This is a genomic window from Vibrio harveyi NBRC 15634 = ATCC 14126 = KCTC 12724, assembly GCF_001591145.1.
GTDB classification, from domain to species: Bacteria; Pseudomonadota; Gammaproteobacteria; order Enterobacterales; family Vibrionaceae; genus Vibrio; species Vibrio harveyi.
The window spans coordinates 1-19,425 of the sequence record NZ_BCUF01000068.1 but is presented as its reverse complement, the minus strand read 5'-3'; the positions used below and the strand labels follow the sequence as shown (position 1 = coordinate 19,425).

At 45.1% G+C, this 19,425-nt stretch carries 18 protein-coding genes; 9 read left to right on the top strand and 9 right to left on the bottom strand.

Annotation, left to right across the window (positions count from 1 at the left end; all coding sequences use genetic code 11):
- Positions 1-181 precede the first annotated feature (181 nt).
- From VHA02S_RS22745 to VHA02S_RS22735, 3 genes are all read left to right on the top strand, one after another.
- A complete protein-coding gene (locus VHA02S_RS22745; RefSeq protein ID WP_005450676.1) occupies positions 182-1,387 on the top strand; it encodes a cystathionine beta-lyase in 1,206 nt (401 codons plus the stop codon).
- Between the two features lie 280 nt (positions 1,388-1,667).
- The gene (locus tag VHA02S_RS22740; protein ID WP_009698161.1) at positions 1,668-2,570 is read left to right on the top strand and encodes an esterase/lipase family protein; all 903 of its coding nucleotides are present in this window, start codon (positions 1,668-1,670) and stop codon (positions 2,568-2,570) included.
- Between the two features lie 13 nt (positions 2,571-2,583).
- Positions 2,584-3,444: a lipase secretion chaperone gene (locus VHA02S_RS22735; protein ID WP_038897453.1), complete on the top strand. Its 861-nt coding sequence runs from the start codon at positions 2,584-2,586 to the stop codon at positions 3,442-3,444.
- Here the strand turns inward: VHA02S_RS22735 and VHA02S_RS22730 are convergent.
- The 7 genes from VHA02S_RS22730 to pspA all read right to left on the bottom strand — a co-directional run bounded on the left by VHA02S_RS22730 (position 3,441) and on the right by pspA (position 10,751).
- Positions 3,441-4,001 carry a DNA-3-methyladenine glycosylase I gene (locus VHA02S_RS22730; RefSeq protein WP_038897451.1) on the bottom strand — a complete coding sequence of 187 codons (561 nt, stop codon included), beginning with the start codon at positions 3,999-4,001 and terminating at the stop codon, positions 3,441-3,443. The two genes, VHA02S_RS22735 and VHA02S_RS22730, sit on opposite strands and share 4 nt — an antisense overlap.
- A gap of 69 nt (positions 4,002-4,070) precedes the next feature.
- Entirely contained in the window at positions 4,071-7,178 is a 3,108-nt protein-coding gene (gene vmeI / locus VHA02S_RS22725; protein WP_005450688.1) for an efflux RND transporter permease subunit VmeI, read from the bottom strand.
- Entirely contained in the window at positions 7,175-8,260 is a 1,086-nt protein-coding gene (locus VHA02S_RS22720; RefSeq protein WP_038897450.1) for an efflux RND transporter periplasmic adaptor subunit, read from the bottom strand. Before VHA02S_RS22720 ends, vmeI begins: the two co-directional genes overlap by 4 nt.
- 1 nt (position 8,261) lies before the next feature.
- Positions 8,262-9,293: an efflux RND transporter periplasmic adaptor subunit gene (locus tag VHA02S_RS22715; RefSeq protein ID WP_005450692.1), complete on the bottom strand. Its 1,032-nt coding sequence runs from the start codon at positions 9,291-9,293 to the stop codon at positions 8,262-8,264.
- Between the two features lie 156 nt (positions 9,294-9,449).
- Positions 9,450-9,839, bottom strand: a complete 390-nt coding sequence (gene pspC / locus VHA02S_RS22710; protein ID WP_005450693.1) for an envelope stress response membrane protein PspC — start codon at positions 9,837-9,839, stop codon at positions 9,450-9,452.
- The gene (pspB, locus tag VHA02S_RS22705) at positions 9,832-10,065 is read right to left on the bottom strand and encodes an envelope stress response membrane protein PspB (RefSeq protein WP_005450695.1); all 234 of its coding nucleotides are present in this window, start codon (positions 10,063-10,065) and stop codon (positions 9,832-9,834) included. Before pspB ends, pspC begins: the two co-directional genes overlap by 8 nt.
- A gap of 14 nt (positions 10,066-10,079) precedes the next feature.
- The gene (gene pspA / locus VHA02S_RS22700) at positions 10,080-10,751 is read right to left on the bottom strand and encodes a phage shock protein PspA (protein ID WP_005450697.1); all 672 of its coding nucleotides are present in this window, start codon (positions 10,749-10,751) and stop codon (positions 10,080-10,082) included.
- 233 nt (positions 10,752-10,984) lie between these two features.
- On the opposite strand from pspA, the gene pspF reads away from it, so the two are divergent.
- The 6 genes from pspF to VHA02S_RS22670 all read left to right on the top strand — a co-directional run bounded on the left by pspF (position 10,985) and on the right by VHA02S_RS22670 (position 17,702).
- Positions 10,985-11,995 carry a phage shock protein operon transcriptional activator gene (pspF, locus tag VHA02S_RS22695; RefSeq protein ID WP_038897449.1) on the top strand — a complete coding sequence of 337 codons (1,011 nt, stop codon included), beginning with the start codon at positions 10,985-10,987 and terminating at the stop codon, positions 11,993-11,995.
- 477 nt (positions 11,996-12,472) lie between these two features.
- Positions 12,473-14,092: an ABC transporter substrate-binding protein SapA gene (sapA, locus tag VHA02S_RS22690; RefSeq protein WP_005450700.1), complete on the top strand. Its 1,620-nt coding sequence runs from the start codon at positions 12,473-12,475 to the stop codon at positions 14,090-14,092.
- Positions 14,092-15,054, top strand: coding sequence for an ABC transporter permease (locus tag VHA02S_RS22685; protein ID WP_005450705.1), 963 nt, complete (start codon positions 14,092-14,094; stop codon positions 15,052-15,054). The genes sapA and VHA02S_RS22685 overlap by 1 nt, the downstream gene beginning before the upstream one ends.
- Complete coding sequence (locus tag VHA02S_RS22680; protein WP_005450707.1) at positions 15,041-15,928, top strand: ABC transporter permease subunit; 888 nt, start codon at positions 15,041-15,043, stop codon at positions 15,926-15,928. Before VHA02S_RS22685 ends, VHA02S_RS22680 begins: the two co-directional genes overlap by 14 nt.
- Positions 15,928-16,923: a peptide ABC transporter ATP-binding protein gene (locus VHA02S_RS22675; protein WP_005450708.1), complete on the top strand. Its 996-nt coding sequence runs from the start codon at positions 15,928-15,930 to the stop codon at positions 16,921-16,923. The genes VHA02S_RS22680 and VHA02S_RS22675 overlap by 1 nt, the downstream gene beginning before the upstream one ends.
- On the top strand, positions 16,920-17,702 hold the full coding sequence (locus VHA02S_RS22670; protein ID WP_005450710.1) for a peptide ABC transporter ATP-binding protein: 783 nt from the start codon (positions 16,920-16,922) through the stop codon (positions 17,700-17,702). The genes VHA02S_RS22675 and VHA02S_RS22670 overlap by 4 nt, the downstream gene beginning before the upstream one ends.
- Positions 17,703-17,805: 103 nt before the next feature.
- Here VHA02S_RS22670 and VHA02S_RS22665 read toward each other — a convergent pair whose 3' ends face one another.
- Together VHA02S_RS22665 and VHA02S_RS22660 are read right to left on the bottom strand one after the other, a co-directional pair.
- Entirely contained in the window at positions 17,806-18,195 is a 390-nt protein-coding gene (locus tag VHA02S_RS22665; protein ID WP_005437260.1) for a DUF2750 domain-containing protein, read from the bottom strand.
- A 75-nt stretch (positions 18,196-18,270) separates the two neighbouring features.
- Positions 18,271-19,176 carry a manganese-dependent inorganic pyrophosphatase gene (locus tag VHA02S_RS22660; RefSeq protein ID WP_038897448.1) on the bottom strand — a complete coding sequence of 302 codons (906 nt, stop codon included), beginning with the start codon at positions 19,174-19,176 and terminating at the stop codon, positions 18,271-18,273.
- Between the last annotated feature and the right edge of the window lie 249 nt (positions 19,177-19,425).

Genomic DNA, 19,425 nt, shown 5'->3' with positions numbered 1-19,425 from the left:
AAGCTAATAAATCTCTACAAAACCGACAGTTCTATGCTGTCGGTTTTCTTTATCTGTTGCACTTTCTCACTGTTTTTCGCTCTATGCTCTGACGAGTCGTTTCATTTCTACTTTTCCCTTGCAAACCACCCTTGGTCCATGTTTTAAATATTGAAAATCGTAATTTAGACAGGGAATTTTTATGTCAGAAGGCAAAAAGACCAAACTCGTTACCGCAGGTCGTGATAAGAAGTGGACAAATGGCGTGGTAAACCCACCAGTGCAGCGCGCTTCTACTATAGTGTTTGATACCGTCGCAGAAAAAAACCAAGCGATGATCAATCGTACGAATAAAACCCTGTTTTACGGACGCCGTGGTACAAACACACACTTTGCCTTTCAAGATGCCATGGTAGAGGTCGAAGGCGGCGCAGGGTGTGCCCTTTACCCATGTGGCACGGCGGCGATTTCTAATGCCATCTTGTCTTTTGTCGAAACGGGCGACCATATCTTAATGGTGGATACCTGCTACGAACCTACTCGCGATTTCTGTGACACCATCATGAAGAAGATGGGTGTAGAGACAACTTACTTCGATCCTATGATCGGCGCAGGCATTCGTGACCTTATTCAGCCGAATACTAAAGTGCTTTTCCTTGAGTCTCCTGGTTCCATTACCATGGAAGTGATGGATGTCCCTACCCTAGCAAGCATTGCACACGAACAAGACATCATTGTAATGTTGGATAACACATGGGGCGCGGGGGTGAACTTCTCACCATTCGAGCACGGCGTGGATATCTCTATCCAAGCAGCAACCAAATACATTGTTGGTCACTCAGATGTAATGCTGGGTACGGCGGTTGCTTCTGAGAAGTACTGGGATCAGCTACGCGAGCAGAGTTACCTAATGGGTCAATGTGTTTCTCCTGATGATGCATATCTAGGTCTGCGTGGTATTCGCACACTTGATGTACGCTTACGCCAACACGCGGAAAACAGTCTAAAAGTCGCGCAATGGTTAGCAGCTCGTCCTGAAGTTGACCACGTTCGTCACCCTGCTCTAGAGAGTTGTCCGGGTCACGAATTCTATAAACGCGATTTTACTGGCGGTAACGGTCTGTTCTCATTCGTGTTGAAAAGCTCGTACCCGAAAGCCACCACAGCATTGTTGGATGGTATGAAGCACTTCAGCATGGGTTATTCATGGGGTGGGTTTGAGAGTTTGATTTTAGCTAACGAGCCAAAGAGCTTTAATAGCTTGCGCACAGTGGCGAATCCAAATTTCGAAGGTACATTGGTACGTCTACACATTGGTTTAGAAGATGTAGAAGACTTAATCGCCGATCTTGAAGCTGGCTTTGCTCGATACAATGCATTAGTGCTAGAAAAAGAAGCCTCTTTATAAGCATTCAGAACAATTATTAAATAGCCTCGTACTGCGAGGCTATTTTTTTACCTCTCATTATAGAGTTACTAACTCATTGTCTTAATTAGAATTAACTAACATTCTAATATTCATCAATCCAATGTTAATTGAATCTGTTGATTTTCTTTTGAGTAATCACAGATTAAAACAATGTGCCACAAACGAACTTCTCAACCGCAAAACTTATCTCCTATTTTATAAAACTCATAAGAGGTCATACCACAAGGAGATAGTTTTGAAACTCAGATTCATAACAACAATGCTTTTCGTTTTAAGCACCCTACCTTTTGCATCTGCCAACGCCAGTGGTTACACAGAAACCAAATACCCCATCGTACTTGTCCATGGTTTATTTGGTTTTGATTCCCTTGCCGGAGTCGATTACTTCTATGGCATCCCACATGCTCTAACGAAAGATGGCGCGACGGTTTATGTCGCTCAAGTCTCCGCAACCAACAGCAGTGAAGCACGTGGAGAGCAGCTCTTGGCTCAAGTAGAAACGTTGCTTGCTGCTACAGGCGCGGAAAAGGTCAATTTGATTGGGCACAGCCATGGTGGACCAACAACACGTTATGTTGCTTCTGTACGCCCAGATTTAGTGGCGTCCGTTACCAGTATTGGAGGGGTGAACAAAGGATCAAAAGTAGCTGATATTGTGCGTGGAACGGTTCCTGAAGGCTCCATCAGTGAAGGTGTCGCGGTGAAGCTAGCAGAAGGGCTGGTGACTCTCATTAATCTACTTTCCGGTGGCACTGATCTCGACCAAGACCCACTAGCTTCCTTAGCGGCACTAACCACCGAAGGTTCTTTGGCGTTCAACCAGCATTACCCCGAAGGCATTCCAACCAGTGAATGTGGAGATGGAGACCTATTGGCGTCTAACGGTGTGCATTACTACTCATGGACTGGCTCTTCCAACTTTACCAACCTGTTTGATCCAACAGACGGCGCAATGGTGGTTTTAGGTTTGGCGTTTGATAGTCCAAATGATGGTCTCGTGGGCACGTGCAGCACTCACTTGGGGAAAGTGATTCGTGATGATTACAAGATGAATCATCTGGATGAAATCAACGGGCTGCTAGGTATCCATCATTTGTTCGAAACGGATCCAGTCACATTGTATCGCCAACACGCAAACCGCCTAAAACAGCAAGGTCTATAAGAAGGAAGCCATTATGAAGAAAGTCGCTCTCATCACCTTATTCATCGTATCACTCATTGGTGTAGGAGCGGCTTATCTGTTTCCATCGTCTCCACCTTCACAACTTATAAAAGCTCAGTCACAACAGGACACCAGTATTGATCTCTCTTCTCAAAAAGACTTCTTTGAATACACTCTGAGCGGTCTAGGAGAACAAAGCCTTGAAGAAATCAAAGCCAACGTAAAAACTGGTGAATCACAACTAGATTCACTGGGTATCAGCGCAGAACTGTTCGAGACCTATCTTGCATACAAAGAAGCACTATCCAAGCTAGAACCGTTCGAAGGAAATTCGTTGCCATTAAACGAACTGAAGCAGCTAAATGACGCAATCTTAGCGATGCAAAGCGCGTTTTTTACTGACGAACAAATTGCTCAACTTTTCGATGAAGAAAATCGCTTACGCCAGTTAGCAATAGATAAACTCGCCATTCGAGAAACCGAATTAGACGCTGATTCTCAACAACAAATGCTTGAAGAAAACCTCGCCTCTCAACCTAAGTACATTCAACAAAGTGAGCGCAACAACGCGCTAGTGATTGAACTAAATCAGACCTCGGAAATGTCTGCACAGGAGAAGTATTTGGCTCGTGTTGATTTGGTGGGTGAAGAAGGCGCGGAACGACTACAAGCTCTGGATGAACAACGAGCCTCGTTTAACGCATCACTCAACGATTATTTAGAGAAACGTGCGGAGATCATCAACAATGATTTCCTCGGCGAAGAAGAAAAGAAAACAGAAATCGCCGGATTAAGAGAACAAAGCTTCGAGCAAAACCAATGGCGTCGCATAGAAGCTTTGGAAAGGATTCATGATAGTAAATCTAAAAACTAATTCAGTTTTTTAGGACAACCAACAATATGGTCATCGACCATACCTACTGCTTGCATGAAGGCGTAGCAAATGGTCTCACCAACAAACTTAAAGCCTTTCTTTTTGAGGAACTTACTCATCGCTTTGGATTGTTCTGTCGATACTGGCACTTGGCTCATGTCTGTCCAGTGATTCACGATTGGTTTGTCATCAACAAATTGCCATAGCGCCCCTGAAAGGCTTCCGTATTCTTCTATCAATTGCTTTGCCGCTTTGGCATTACTGAATACCGAATTAATTTTGCCGCGATGCTTAACCACGTCGAAGTTTTCAACGATGAATTCGGTACGCACTTCATCGCGTTGAATCAGCTTATCTAAGTCATAGTTTTCAAACGCTTCTCGATAACCTTCACGCTTTTTCAAAATCGTAATCCAGCTTAAACCGGCTTGCGCACCTTCTAGCGTGATGAATTCGAACAATACCGTATCGTCGTGTACAGGCACACCCCATTCAGTATCGTGATATTCGCGTTCAAGTGGATGGTTCATCGCCCATGCACACGTATTCTGTTCCATATTTAATCCTTATAAAAACGCCCCTGACGTTAGCCAGAGGCGCTCTAGAACGTTACTTAAACTAAGTCGTTACTTCGGCACTGCCACCTTGTGGAATAGACGATACAACACTGGCACGACAATTAGTGTCAGTACGGTCGCAAAACCTAAACCAAACATGATGGTTACAGCCATTGGTTTAAAGAAGATATCCGGTAGTAGAGGAATCATACCTAGAATGGTTGTGATTGCAGCCATGCATACTGGACGCACACGACTTACTGCGGCATCCACCACTGCGTCGTACGCTTCTTTACCCGATTTCATTTCAATCTCAATCTGATCAAGCAGTACGATACCATTTTTCAGTACCATCCCCGACAGACTCAAGAAACCCAGTAATGCCATAAAGCCAAACGGCGTATTCAACACCAATAGACCGGTTGTCACACCAATTAATGCCAAAGGTACTGTTAACCAAACAATAAGAGGCTCTTTGATTGAGTTAAACAAGAAGATGGTGATCAAGAACATAAACAAGTAACCCATAGGCATCGTGGTAAACAACGACGCTTTTGCATCACCTGATGACTCATACTCACCACCCCACTCTAGTGAGTAACCTGGTGGCATTTCGATCGCTTCAATCTGCGGCTGTAGACGTGCTTGCAATGTTGCCGCTGTCTCTTCACCTAGGATATCTGGATCTGCCATTACCGTTAGCATGCGCTTACGGTTCTTACGCACAATGATAGGGTCTTCCCAACGCATGTCGTAACCCATAGTTACTTGTTGTAGAGGAATAAATTCACTCTGCGCTGGGCTCCAAATTTTCATGCCTTCGATGTTACGAATGTCGATACGCTCATCTTCCGGAAGACGCGCAACAATCGGCATCAGAGTTGTACCATCGCGGTATAAACCAATATTCATACCAGAGAAGGACATCGATAAGAAATCATCCACATCCGATTTAGTGATGCCGTAACGACGAGCTTGACTTTCATTAAACTGAGGCTCAAGCACTTGTGTACGTTCACGCCAGTCGTGACGAATGTTCGTTGCTCCCGGGTCGGCGTACATTACATCCATCACTTGTGCAGCAATAGTACGCAGCACCGTTGGATCAGAACCAATAATGCGCGCTTCAATCTTCGCACCGCCACCAGGACCCAATTCAATTTGCTTCAATTTGTAATTGATTTCTGGGTAGTTGGATTTGATGTGCTCTCTAAAGCGCTCCATAAGTGGTGCTAACGCTTCGTAGTTCTCGACACGCGTAGTGATCTCACCATAAGCCGCGTAACTTTTCTCTGGGGCATAAGTCAGCATGAAGCGCTGCAAACCCTTACCTGCGGTGGTAGTGATATGTTCAACGTGATCTTGCTCAGCAAGCCAGCCTTCCAGTTCTTTCAGCGTATCATTCGTAGCTCGAATATCCGTACCCTCTGGCAACCAAACATCCAACTGGAAAATAGGGGTGGTTGAAGATGGGAAGAAGGCTTGTTTCACATAGGTGAAGCCGTAAACACTCGCCGCTAGACCTGCCACCAAGACAACAACAGTAAACCATGCTCGGCGCATACAGAAGCTTAAGAACTTCTTATACATAACGAAGATGATGCCATTGTATGGGTCATTGTCTTCGCCTTCACCACTCTTAATTTTCTGACCTTTGAAGAAAATATCAGCGAAGAAAGGCGTCAACGAAATAGCGGTAAACCAGCTCAGCATTAACGAGATAAGCAGTACGGTAAACAAGGTACCACAGTACTCACCCGTCGAGTCTTCTGATAGACCGATTGGTGCAAAAGCAGTAACAGCGATAACCGTCGCGCCTAAAAGCGGCCATTTGGTTTGCGTGACGATATCCGTCGCAGCTTGAAGTCTCGTTCGTCCTTTTTGAGTCCCGATGAGTATCCCTTCCACGACGACGATGGCGTTATCCACCAGCATACCCAGAGCAATAACCAATGCCCCAAGAGAGATACGTTGTAAATCGATGGCTAAGTACTTCATAAAAATGAAGGTACCTAGTACAGTCAGTAGCAAGATCAGACCAATAAGCAGACCGGAGCGTAAACCCATAAAGAACAATAGAACGATGATTACGATACCAACGGCTTGAGCCAAACTGATAACGAAGCCACTCACCGACTTATCTACTTCTTTTGGCTGATTGTAGATTTCTGAAATTTGAACGCCTACTGGCTGTTGGTACTTCAGTTCTGCAACTCGACGATCAAATGCCTTGCCAACTTCAACAACATTGACACCCTGAGCAAATGAAATCCCCAAGTTCAGCGCCAACTCACCATTGTAGTTAATGATGTTGGTTGGAACTTCTACATAACCTCGTTTAATTTCGGCAACGTCTTTTAAGAAAATCAGACCTTGTGCACCAGACTCGGTGATCAATAAGTCACCTAGCTCATCTACGCTTTGAAACTCACCGGTAGGTTGAATACGAATGTACTCATCACCGATACGGATCGCACCTGCATCAGAAACTACGTTTTGGGTCGAAAGTAAGTTAAAAACGGTTGTCGGAGATAGCCCCAAACTGCTTAGCTTTTTCATCGAGATTTCGATGAACACTTGCTCTTGCTGTTGACCAGATACCGAGACCTTACTTACCCCATCAACCAGTTCAAGTTCACGCCTTAAATAATCAACGTAATCGAGCAACTCTTTATAACTGTATCCGTCACCAGTTACCGCAAGCAAAATCCCGTATACATCGCCGAAGTCATCAATCACCGATGGGTCATTGACACCCGGTGGTAATGTACCTTTTAGGTCATTAACCTTACGACGTAGTTCATCCCAAATCTGTGGTAAATCATCCGGACCATAGTTGTTTTTCATGGTCACTGTAATTTGAGATAAACCACGACTGGAAATGGAGTTCACTTCATCCACGTAGGTTAATTGCTGAATCGCTTTCTCTATCGGATAAGTAACTTCTTCTTCCACTTGTTGTGGCGTTGCCCCCGGATAAGAGGTCACTACCATTGCGTCTTTAATAGTAAAGGCTGGATCTTCAAGACGCCCTAATCCAAAGAACGCCGCAACACCACCAATCAAGAAGATCAGCGACACCATCCAACTGATTACGCGGTTTCTAATGAAATACGCCGCAATACCCGTTACGTTTTCATCATCTTGTTGAGGCGCAACGTTATTTTGTTCACTCATTGAGTTGCCTCCTGCTTAACCACTTCCACTTTCATGCCTTCTCTCAATCGAGCCACACCTGCGACAACGACTTTGTCATCAAGCTCTAGACCGTCAAGAATTTGAACCGATGTTTTTGATGCTTTGCCCGCTCGTACTTGCTTGCGAGTGACGGTATTGTCGTCATTTAGCACCCAAACAAATTTGTTTTCTCGGCTTAAATCATCGCCATCAGCATTGAAAATCGCTTCGATCGGAACATTGATACCAACATTCAATTCCAAGCCAACATTTTCATCTTTAGACGTCACATCAACAGCCATACCGTCAAGAATGTACTCTTGCTCTGGCATAGGCAGTGATAAGGTGACGGTAAATGTGCCAGTATCTGGATCTGGTTCGGTCGTGAATTCTTTGATGTGGGCTTTGTATTCATTACCACTTGGTACACGAACCACCGCATCAATTTTGGCAAGATTTTCCGACGTCGGCGGCTGTTTGACATAGAGGCGATCCGGAAGTTGGATCAGCACTTCAACACGATCAACACTATGAATGTTCACGATGTACTGCCCAACTTGAATATTTTCAAACTGGTCAACGTTGACACGTGAGATGATGCCGTCAACAGGCGCTTTAAGTTGAGTAAAAGACAGTCGAAGTTTGGCTAACTCCAATTCAGCAAGTGCGATTTGACGTTGTGCTGCAATCTCATCGAATTGAGATTTCGCTAATAAACCTTTTTTCACCAAAGGTGCAGAGCGACGATACTGGCTATCGACGACGGAAAAACGTGCCGAAGCATTATCAACATCAAGCTGATAATCCGTAGGATCCAGTGTGGCAATGACATCGCCTTTAATGACTTTATCACCCTCTTTCACCAGCACTCGGCTCACCTCACCCGCAACACGGAAACTCAAATGCGAACGGTCAGCCGCATTGGCAATAGCAGGGAAATAAAGATTATCATCGACTCGCTTTCCTTCCAGAGAAGCGACTCTCACACGAGGTGTTTCTAGTTCTCTTTCAGATCCTTTGTCACCACAACCAGCGAGCAATACCGCAGAGCAAAGCGTCGTTAAAGCTAAGATTCCTTTCATGTTACAGCCCTCGCTCCTTAACCCATTCTCGAACCTTAATACCCGGTTCGATCACGTTCACGCCAGAGATAATGATTTGATCACCATCTTGCAGTCCTTCCTCGATTTGCTGCTTATCGTTTAACGCGACGGACACTTTCTCAACAATACCTTGGTCATTGACACGCCAAACACAGGTTTTGCCATCTTCAGTAAATATCGCGGAGCTTGGAATTCGGGTGGCACCTGCATTTTCAGAAACTAAATGCACGTTACCGGACATACCCGGCAATATCCCCACCCCTTCTGGTCGTTCCATTACCATGGTGACTTTGTAACTACCAGTTTTAGGGTCTGCTTCAGTATCAATTTCTTGGAAGGTTAACTCGAAAGAACGCTCTGGGAATGCATCAAACGTCATGGAGGCGTACGCATTTGCACCTTGAGTAAATTTACTTAACAAGTGATCAGGCAATTGGAACAGTACCTTCATTACTTGGTTGGTCTGAATATTCATGACGCCTTCTTTTGCCGCCACATACTCATGGTTTTCTGCTGGGAGATAAGAAATCGTGCCGTCATAAGGGGCAACAAGTTTGGTGTATCTTAGGTTTGCTTTTGCCTGATTCCACTGGGCTTTGGCCGAGTTGTGATTGGCTTTTGCTGCATCAAAATCTTGTTCCGAGACCACTTGTTCTTTACGAAGCTTTTTCGAACGCTCGTATTGAACGTCAGCAAGGGTGTAATTTGCACGGGCTTGTTTTTCGAGTAGTGAATACTCATCGGGGTTGAGCACGGCAAGCACATCGCCTTTATTGACCATTTGACCTGCGTTTACTTCTATCGATTGAAGCAAACCAGGGACACGAAATGCGAGTACTGCTCGGTCACCAGCTTCTGTAGTGGCAGGAAAATGTCTTTCAAACTGAGCATTGCCTACAGAAACAGTGAAGAGTTTGGCGGGCCGAGATTCGGGTTCAGGGACTGGTGGCAGCTCTTTACCACACCCCGAAAGAACCGTCATGACAGCGATTGGAATGAGCGCTTTTCTCATGTGAATTCATCCATTTAACATCCATTCTTTTTAAGGTAGATGAATTTATGACATTCTTCTAGAGCATCTGAATCTAATTTTTCTTTAAAATGAGCTATTTGAGACAAAAATAAAGCAGACCGAGGTCTGCTTTATCAATAAATTCATAATTAATTATCAGAGCTTATTAAATTCTCTGTTTACGCGATAGGCATCAGAGGTGACATACGCTTCCATACTTCGAATCTTATTATCAAGACGACTGAAGTCGTTTTCTAGCACACTGAGCAACTGATCTGGGCTTTGCCCTTTTTGCCACGGTTTGCTCTTCAATGTATGTTCCTGTTGCGACTTAATGTTTTCGGTATAAGTCATTGGCTGCTTTTCTAACATGAAGGTCATCGCAATGTATGCCAACAAGACAAGGAAAGTACCACCAAGCAAGGCTGCGGAAATCACAACGATACGAATCAACCAAACTTCTGCACCAAAGTAGTTTGCCACTCCAGCACACACGCCGGAGATTTTACCGTTTACAGGGTCACGATACAGTTCTCGTTTACTCATACTTGCGTCTCCACGTTGGGGATTCTGCATCTAGGATACGCTCCAATGTATCAACTCGAGACTGCATCGCTTCCGCTTTCTCAGACAGCACCTGAAGACGCTCTAGATCTTGGCTCGACAGTGCACTATCTGCTTTGCGTTTGCTGCGATAGTGTAAGAAGAGCCATAGTGGAGCGACAAAGATTAAAAAGACAATCAATGGTCCAGTAATAAAAAATGTCGACATAGATGGCTCCTTTCTTATTTATTGTTCGATGACATCTGTTCTTTCAGTTTTGCCAACTCTTTTTCGATTTCATCTTGTGCTTGTAGCTCGGCAAACTCTTGGTCTAAAGATTTTGCGTTGCCAGTTTTTGCGTAAAGATCTGCTTCTGCTTCCATCTCGTCAATTTTACGAGAGTACTGTTCAAACTTTGCCATCGCTTCGTTTGTGCGACCTGCATGCAGTTGTTTTTGAACATCACGACGGTTAGATGCCGTTTGGTTGCGAATTGCTAATGCTTGTTGCTTAGCGCGCGTTTCAGCAATTTTGTTTTCTAGTTTACCGATTTCACCGGTTAGCTTCTCGATGGTTTCTTCAACCAACGTTTGCTCAGTATGAAGACCTTTAATGACTTGCTCTAGCTTTTGCTTTTCAATCAGAGCTGCGCGAGCCAAATCTTCACGCTCTTTCACTAGAGCTAGGCTTGCTTTTTGCCCCCACTCAGTGATTTGCTCTTCTAGAGCTTCGACTTTGCGAGCCAACTCTTTTTTATCTGCAATCGCTTTAGCCGAGTTAGTACGCACTTCTACAAGTGTGTCTTCCATTTCTTGGATGATAAGACGGATCATTTTTTCAGGATCTTCCGCCTTGTCTAGCAATGCACTGATGTTTGAGTTAACGATATCTGCAAAACGAGAAAAAATACCCATAACGGAACTCCTCTTTTTTCCTATTAAAACTCGACAAGGCGGTTATTCACCTTGTGTCTCCATTTAGATATTACAAGTAGCGTGCCAACTTTTATTTCCCTTAATAAACAGCAAGTTAAGCATTTTGTTGTTGTTGCATACCGTTATGCTATGATGGTTTTTACCAACTGTTGGTAAATTTCACCAACTCCAATACTGTAAATCATGGCAAGATAGAAAATAAGAAGGATTTTATGAAGCAAAACCTCATCGGTGAATCGCCTGCTTTTCTCGCCGTATTAGATAAAGTATCACAACTTGCGCCAATTGAGCGCCCTGTCCTCATAATTGGAGAACGAGGCACAGGTAAAGAACTCATCGCGCAACGTTTACACTATTTATCAAAGCGTTGGGATAAACCACTGCTTTCCCTAAACTGTGCGACATTAAGCGAAGGTTTGATTGATTCTGAGCTTTTTGGTCATGAGTCCGGCTCATTTACTGGCTCTAAAGGCAAGCACAAAGGACGTTTTGAACGCGCAGAGGGTGGCACACTATTTCTCGATGAATTGGCGACCGCTCCTCTCCTCGTTCAAGAAAAACTTTTGCGTGTGATTGAATATGGGGAATACGAGCGCGTTGGTGGGCATACTGCATTAAACGCCGATGTACGTTTGGTGTGTGCAACCAATGCAGACTTACCAAAGTTGGCGGAACAAGGCGATTTCCGAGCGGATTTACTCGATCGCTTGGCGTTTGACGTCATCATGCTTCCTCCTTTACGTGAAAGAAAAGAAGACATTCTCTCTCTTGCCGAGCATTACGCGATCAAAATGTGTCGTGAACTCCAACTTGAATACTTCGTCGGTTTTACGGAGCAAGCGCAGCAATCGCTCCTAGACTACGGATGGCCAGGTAACGTACGTGAACTTAAGAATGTCATTGAGCGTGCCATATACCGTCATGGATTGAACTCAGATCCGATTGAACACTTGATCTTTAACCCATTTGAAACGGGTTGGGAGAACGCATTGGGGCACTCTGCGAGTCAAGAAGAACCAGAAACAACACAAGCCGCACAAAAAGCAGAAATACACTTCCCGTTGGATTACAAGCAGTGGCAAGAAGACCAAGATATTGAATTGCTCAACCGTGCGTTGGAAGAAGCCAAGTTTAACCAGCGTCAAGCCGCAGAGCTGTTAGGTCTGAGCTACCATCAACTAAGAGGCATGGTGAGAAAATATGGCTTAGTTGGTCAAGGATAAACGTCCTTGCACCAAGTTAACTATCATTGCTCTCTAGCGATGTCTCACTCTATCAATTGATCACTATACCCAAGTGACTTCAAGATGCAGGATTCAGAGCGTTGTCTCTGGTTCCCTGTTTAATGAAAGTAAGCAAGGAAGACAACGCTGGATAATAATCGGCTCTTTCCTAGCGGTTTGACACAGCAGCCAGGTCAATAGCACGCTCTCGAAGGGCGAGTTGACTTGGGTATATAATGATAAAACGAACCGCGGTGCGAAAGGCGCTATTGCACGTACGTTGTGAGCAATTTCAAGAGGCAAAACAGGTCAACGACCAGAAATGATACGGTAATTTGATCTAACACCCTGCAGCTCAACGATTTTATGTTTGGAGCGAGTTGGCAAAAGTGATAAATTAGCGAGATCATTTTCGCTTGTCATACCCGATGCTATAACGCGCTGGGAGCAAGCAAAGTCCAATGACCATTTCATATTATGAATGCTTTTATAAGACTATCGCTGAGCCTAATTGGTATTAGCTTACTCACCGCCTGTGGTGACGAAATCGATCACAATGATATTCGAGAGAATGGCTTTGTGTTTTGTGGGCAAGGTAAGCCAACCACATTCAACCCTCAGCTAATTGACAGCGGCATTACAGCCGAAGCATTAAGTCCTCAGCTTTATGACACGCTGCTCACGCTCGATCCTAAATCTCATCAACCCATCGCGAACCTTGCTGAGAGCTGGTCGGTGAATGAAGAAGGCACCGAATATACGTTTAATCTTAAGCGTGGTGTTCAGTTCCAAAAGACTTCATGGTTCACACCAACTCGACCATTCAACGCGCAAGACGTGGTATTTAGCTTTAAGCGAATCATTGATGTAGACCATCCGTTTCACGACGTCGGTGGTGGTTTTTATCCATGGTTTGCAGGTTTAGATTTCCAAAACCTAGTTAAAGATGTGATTGCGCTGGATGACCACACGGTTAAATTTGTTCTGACTCAACCTAACTTTGCTTTTTTGGCAAACATTGCCACCAGCCATGCTGTGCTTCTCTCTGCAGAATATGGTCAGCAGTTAGCAGCAAAGGATGAGAAAGCACAAATTGATATGCTGCCTATCGGTACCGGTCCATATCAACTAAAAGAGTATCAAGTGAACGACTTGATTCGTTTAGAGCGCCATCCTAAATACTGGAAATCGCCGGCAAAAATGGAGCAAGTCGTATTCGATATTTCCCACCGTGGTACGGGCACACTCGCTAAGCTACTGAGAAATGAGTGCGATGTCTTGGCTTCACCGATCTCTAGCCAAATCCCGATCATCCAAGAAACAGAAGAGCTGGAATTAACCGCAACACCTGCTAACAACGTGTCCTTTATTGCGATTAATACTGAGCACCCTGCTCTGCGCGATGCTCGAGTTCGCCAAGCCTTGAATCTGGCGATCAACCGCCAGAACATTCTTGACTCGGTTTATTACGGTACGGGGACCCAAGCTTATACACTGCTTCCACCAAACTCTTGGGCTTACCAAAAAGACAGCGTGAAAATACGTTATGACCGTAATTATGCTTTAGCCCTACTTCGAGAAGCAGGTTACGAGAAAGGTCTGCAACTGACGATGTGGGTCCCATTAGAGCCTCGCGCTTTCAACCCTAGCCCGCGTAAAACCGCAGAGCTTATCCAAGCTAACTTTGCCGATATCGGTGTTGAGTTACGCCTACTGACCGATGATCGCTTTGAGCGCACACAGCTCGAAACCATCAACGATGTTGATTTGCTCTTAACTGGCTGGATTGGTGATACTGGCGATCCTGACAACTTCTTCCGTCCGTTGCTTTCTTGTGAATCTGAGCGGGTGGGTTTAAACGTTTCAATGTGGTGTAACGATGATTTTGACTTCCTGCTCGATCTCGCATTAGAGACACAGCAGCAGCGTTACCGCTTGAACCTATACCGCCAAGCGCAGAATATTCTGAATGAAGAGTTTCCAGTTATCCCATTAGCTCACGGCGTTCAGTTCCGTGTTCACGATAAATCGCTGAAAGGTTTTAAATCGAGCCCTTTCAATGCGCAACCTTTTGATAGAGTTGAGAGAATTCATTAATGTTTTGGTACGCCGTAAGACGTCTTAATCTATTTGTCATCACTTTGATGATTCTCACTTTGGTGGGCTTTTCACTCTTGCGTTTGGATCCAACATCTCATTGGGCAAATGTAGAGTTTTGGTCGGGCTGGCAAAGCTACCTAGTTGAGTTGTCTCAGCTCAATTTCGGTATCAGCAAAAATGGCAACCCAATCTATGAAGAGTTAGCGGTGGTGTTCCCTGCAACGCTAGAGCTATGCTTTTTCGCCTTTGTTGTGTCACTGCTGATCGGTATTCCACTCGGTACAATAGCGGGCATGAAACAAGGCAAATGGCTAGATACCAGCATCTCGTTCGTTTCTATGTCTGGTTATTCCGCCCCAATTTTCTGGGTTGCGCTGATGTTGATTATGGTCTTTTCACTTCAATATCATGTCTTCCCTGTCGCGGGACGCTATGATCTTCTTTACGAAATTGACCATGTGACAGGCTTCGCCATTATCGATGCATTTATGGCAAAAGGTGAATACCGAGCTCATGCGCTACAAAGCGTTATTGAGCATATGGTTCTTCCTTGTTTGGTTCTGGCTCTAACGCCGACCACACAGGTCATCGGTTTGATGCGTGCATCAGTGGCAGAAGTGATGAGCCAAAACTACATCCGTGCGGCGCGAATCAAAGGTTTATCAAACCGTGAGATCGTGACACAACACGTATTACGCAATGCGATTCCACCCATCATTCCAAAGGTTGGGGTTCAGCTTTCAAGCATGATTACGTTAGCTATCATTACTGAGTCTATCTTCAACTGGCCAGGCATTGGGCGCTGGTTGTTGGACGCTCTTTCGAATCAAGACTATGCGTCAATTCAAGCTGGTGTCATGGTTCTGGCGACCCTTGTTTTAACTGCCAACATCCTTTCGGATTTGATTGGTGCCATGATCAACCCTCTGGTGAGAAAGGAATGGTATGCTAACAAATAACGTCTATCAGGAAGAGCGCATTCCGACTCAGTTCGAACGATTCTGGCGTAGCTACCGCGCGAACAGCTTGGCAATGTTTGGCTTGTGGTGCTTGATCTTCATTGTGCTGATCACCATTTTTGCACCTTTAATTGCCCCTTATGATCCTCAAGCTCAATCTGGCGAATTGCTTGTGCCGCCATCATGGGCACCAGCTGGCACGGTTGACTACTTCCTAGGGACTGACGATTTAGGTCGTGACATTCTTTCGCGCCTTATTATGGGCTCTCAACTGACGTTCGGAGCTGCAGTTGCAATTACGGCGATAGCAGCGTTGATCGGTTGTTTCATTGGTGTTTTAGCCGGCATGACTAAAGGCCTGCTCTCCAGTACCCTAAACCACTTGCTCGACACCGTGATGTCTATTCCATCACTACTGCTCGCGATCATTTTCGTGGCATTCTTAGGCTTTGGTGAGTTCAATATTCTTCTGGCCATCTGCTTAGCTCTGATCCCACGTTTTATCCGTTCGGTCTATATTGCCGTGCATACCGAGGTTGAAAAAGATTACATCATGGCAGCACGTCTGGATGGTGCGAACGATTTTTATCTGCTGTGGAACTCTATTCTACCTAACGTATTAACGGTTATCGCCGCTGAAATTACCCTTGCACTCTCAGTTGCTATTCTAGATATCACTGCGCTTGGTTTCCTCGGCTTAGGTGCTCAAGCACCAAGTACTGAATGGGGAGCAATTCTAGGTGACTCTGTTGAGCTCATTTACATTGCACCATGGACAGTAACACTACCAGGTCTCACCATTATGTTTACCGTGGTTGTTCTAAACTTAGTGGGTGAAGGTGTACGCCAAGCTCTCAATGCGGGGATCGAATAATGCCGTTATTAGATATTCGACATTTAACCATTGAAATTGAAACGCCCTCAGGTTTGGTGAAAGCGGTAGACCGCATGAGTATTACCCTGAATGAAGGCGAAATCCGTGGTTTAGTAGGCGAATCAGGCTCGGGCAAAAGCTTGGTGGCCAAAGCCATTGTAGGCGTTTGTAAAGACAACTGGAAAGTGACCGCAGACCGAATGCGTCTTGGCAATATTGACCTGCTTCAACTGACGCCAAAAGAACGCCGAAGAGTGATTGCGCGAGACATCGCCATGATATTCCAAGAGCCTTCAACGTGTTTGGATCCCTCAGAAGAAGTAGGACGTCAGTTGATAGAATCGATCCCGTCTCGCTCTTTTGAAGGTAAATGGTGGGAACGCTTTAAGTGGCGTAAAAAACAGGCCATCGCCCTACTCCATAAAGTGGGTATCAAAGATCATAAACGCTTAATGGGCAGTTACCCGTACGAGCTAACCGATGGTGAATGTCAAAAAGTCATGATCGCAATGGCTATTGCAACTAAGCCAAAAATCTTGATTGCCGACGAACCGACAAACGACCTTGACCCAATTACACAATCGCAAATCTTGCGTTTGTTGAGTCGTATGAACCAACTCAACAACACCACCATTGTGTTGATCGGGCACGACTTGACGACCATTACACAATGGGCAAATCGCATTACCGTAATGTACTGTGGTCAATCGGTGGAATCAGCAGATACCGATAAACTCATCGAAGCACCTAAACACCCTTATACTGCTGCGCTGCTAAAAGCGATGCCCGATTTCAATGATTGGATTCCTCATAAACAGAAACTGCAATCGCTGCCAGGCTCAATCCCTCCGTTGCAGCACTTACCGATTGGTTGCCGTTTAGGGCCTCGTTGTCCTTATGCACAAAGACAATGTGTCGAAATTCCGCATACCAAACGAATTAAGAACCATAAATTTAACTGCCACTTCCCATTGAACACGGAGAAACATTCATGAGTGCGTTGCTTGAAGTCGATAACCTATCGAAACAGTTTGTCACGCGCTCAGGTCTGTTCAAACGCACAGTCAAAGAGGCAGTAAAGCCGGTCAGCTTCAGTTTAGAGCCGGGGCAAACTATCGGTTTTATCGGACAAAATGGGTCAGGCAAATCGACGCTAGCACGTATGTTAGCTGGCGTTGTTGAGCCGAGTTCTGGTGAGATTCGAGTGAACGGTGAACGTCTCGAACACAAAGATTACTCGACGCGCTGTAAGCTGATTCGCATGATTTTCCAAGACCCAAACACCTCTTTGAACCCACGAATTCAGATAGGTCGAATTTTGGAAGGTCCGTTAAAGCGAAACACGAACATGCCGCCAGATGCACGTATGAAGCGTGTGAAAGAAACCTTACTTCGAGTTGGTCTGCTGCCGGAACATGCGTACTTCTACCCTCAAATGCTCGCAGCAGGTCAGAAACAACGCGTGTGCCTTGCTCGTGCATTGATCCTTCAGCCTTCGATCATTGTGGCTGACGAAGCACTCAATGGTCTCGACATGGCGATGCGCTCTCAGATCATCAACCTCTTCTTAGAGCTGCAAGAAGAGATGGGACTGTCCTTTGTTTATGTATCTCAGCATATTGGGATCGTAAAACACATTACCGACAAAGTGATGGTGATGCACGAAGGTGAAGTTGTGGAGTTTGGTGAAACTAACCAAGTGCTTACTAATCCAGAGCACGCTATTACTCAACGATTGGTCGAGAGCCACTTTTACAAAGCGCCAAGCCACTAATCCTTGTCTCTCAGAAAATCGTAAATTACTGACAAAAATAACAAAGCCTGCATCAACGCAGGCTTTTTAGTATTACTGGATATCAAGACGCGACTCGACGCAATTAGCGACGGCTTTCTTGTTTGCGCAGTTCAAAATCAAATTCGTCAGGAAAAAGAACAACACCTTCTTCATTCTGGTTTGGGAAAACCACGACAGAGAGCTCATCGTCTTCTAGGCCGGACGTCCAGCGACTGTGCCACTTGTTCAATGAAATAGCTTCCGGCTCACATTCTTCCCAGTCACCCGTTGCCCATTGCTGTGCAAACTCTTCGTTTGGCCAAACTGGTACACAATCGTCATCTTCTGTGTTTAGCATGACACAACCGTGTTCGTCTTTCAGAATCCACACTTTGCGGTTCGCTACGATTTCTTTTACGCAGTATTTCAAACGCTGCTCTTCATTGTAGCGGTTAATGGTGTCCATCTGCTCTTGGGTTAATGCTTCAGACATAGTCGTCTCCTATTTCCCACAGAAAAATGCCCACCGAAGGGCGGGCATCTAAAGTATAAACTGGTAATAATGAAATTACGCAAGCTCAGTTTGAAGCCAAGGCCAACCTTGCTTCTTACGGCTTAGCGTGTTTTCCATCATTAGCATGCCATCTTTCTCATGCTTAATAAGCTTCTCAGCCCACTCACCTTTGTATAGAAGACGAGTTTGAGCAGTAGTGATGTCTGTTAGCATCACTGCCGCGAATGCTAGGTTGTCGTTTGCACAACGCGCCTCTAGATCAGCTTCTAGCGCATCGATCATGCCATCCACTTGCTCAAGAGTTGCAAGCTCAACCTGACCTACAACTACGTCACGACCGTTGAATGGGTAACCTTTCAGGTCTTTTTCAACAAGCTCAGCAGCAGATAGACCTTCGATGTTTGTCTTAGCAATTAGAAGATCTTTAGTGAATGCGTCAACATCTTGCACGTCTGCGATTGCCGCTAGTTCAGCAACAGCGTCTTTGTCTTTTTGAGTACAAGTTGGAGAAGCAAAACCAACAGTGTCAGATAGAATAGCTGACATCATTAGCTTAGCGATTTGAGGTGTGATCTCGTGACCTTCAATCTTGAACATGTTGAATAGTACTGTGTTAGTACAACCAACAGGCCAGATCCATGCTTCCATTGGGTTTACTGTCATCACATCACCTAGACGGTGGTGGTCAACGATACCCGCGATTTCAGCTTCAGCGATGTCGTCTGGTGCTTGCGCTAGATCTGAGTAATCTACTAGCCAAACTGTTTCACCCGCAACTGAAGCACGTAGCTCAGGAACTTCTGCGCCAGCTACTTCTAAGATGTGCTGAGTTTCACGGTTAATTTCGCCCTGACGAATTGGCATTGCTTCAACACCACGCGCCTTTAGAAGTTCAGTTGCAACTAGTGCACTACAAATACTGTCACTGTCTGGGTTCTTATGACCTACAACTAGAATCATGTCTCTTCCTATTCAAGTCAATTTGATGGCTTCCTAACGGGGTGAATTACTTAACGAATTACACCAAGGAAGCGAGTTTGCTCACAAAGGCGGTTACTTTACCTGAAATTTTGCTTTTGTCCTAATTTCAAAACGTAAAAAAGACTCAATAAATTCACCCGACAAGCACAACACACAGGATTCATTCAATAGAGGTCGTTTATACCCAAGTGACTTCAAGATGCAGGACTCAGAGCGTTGTCATTGATT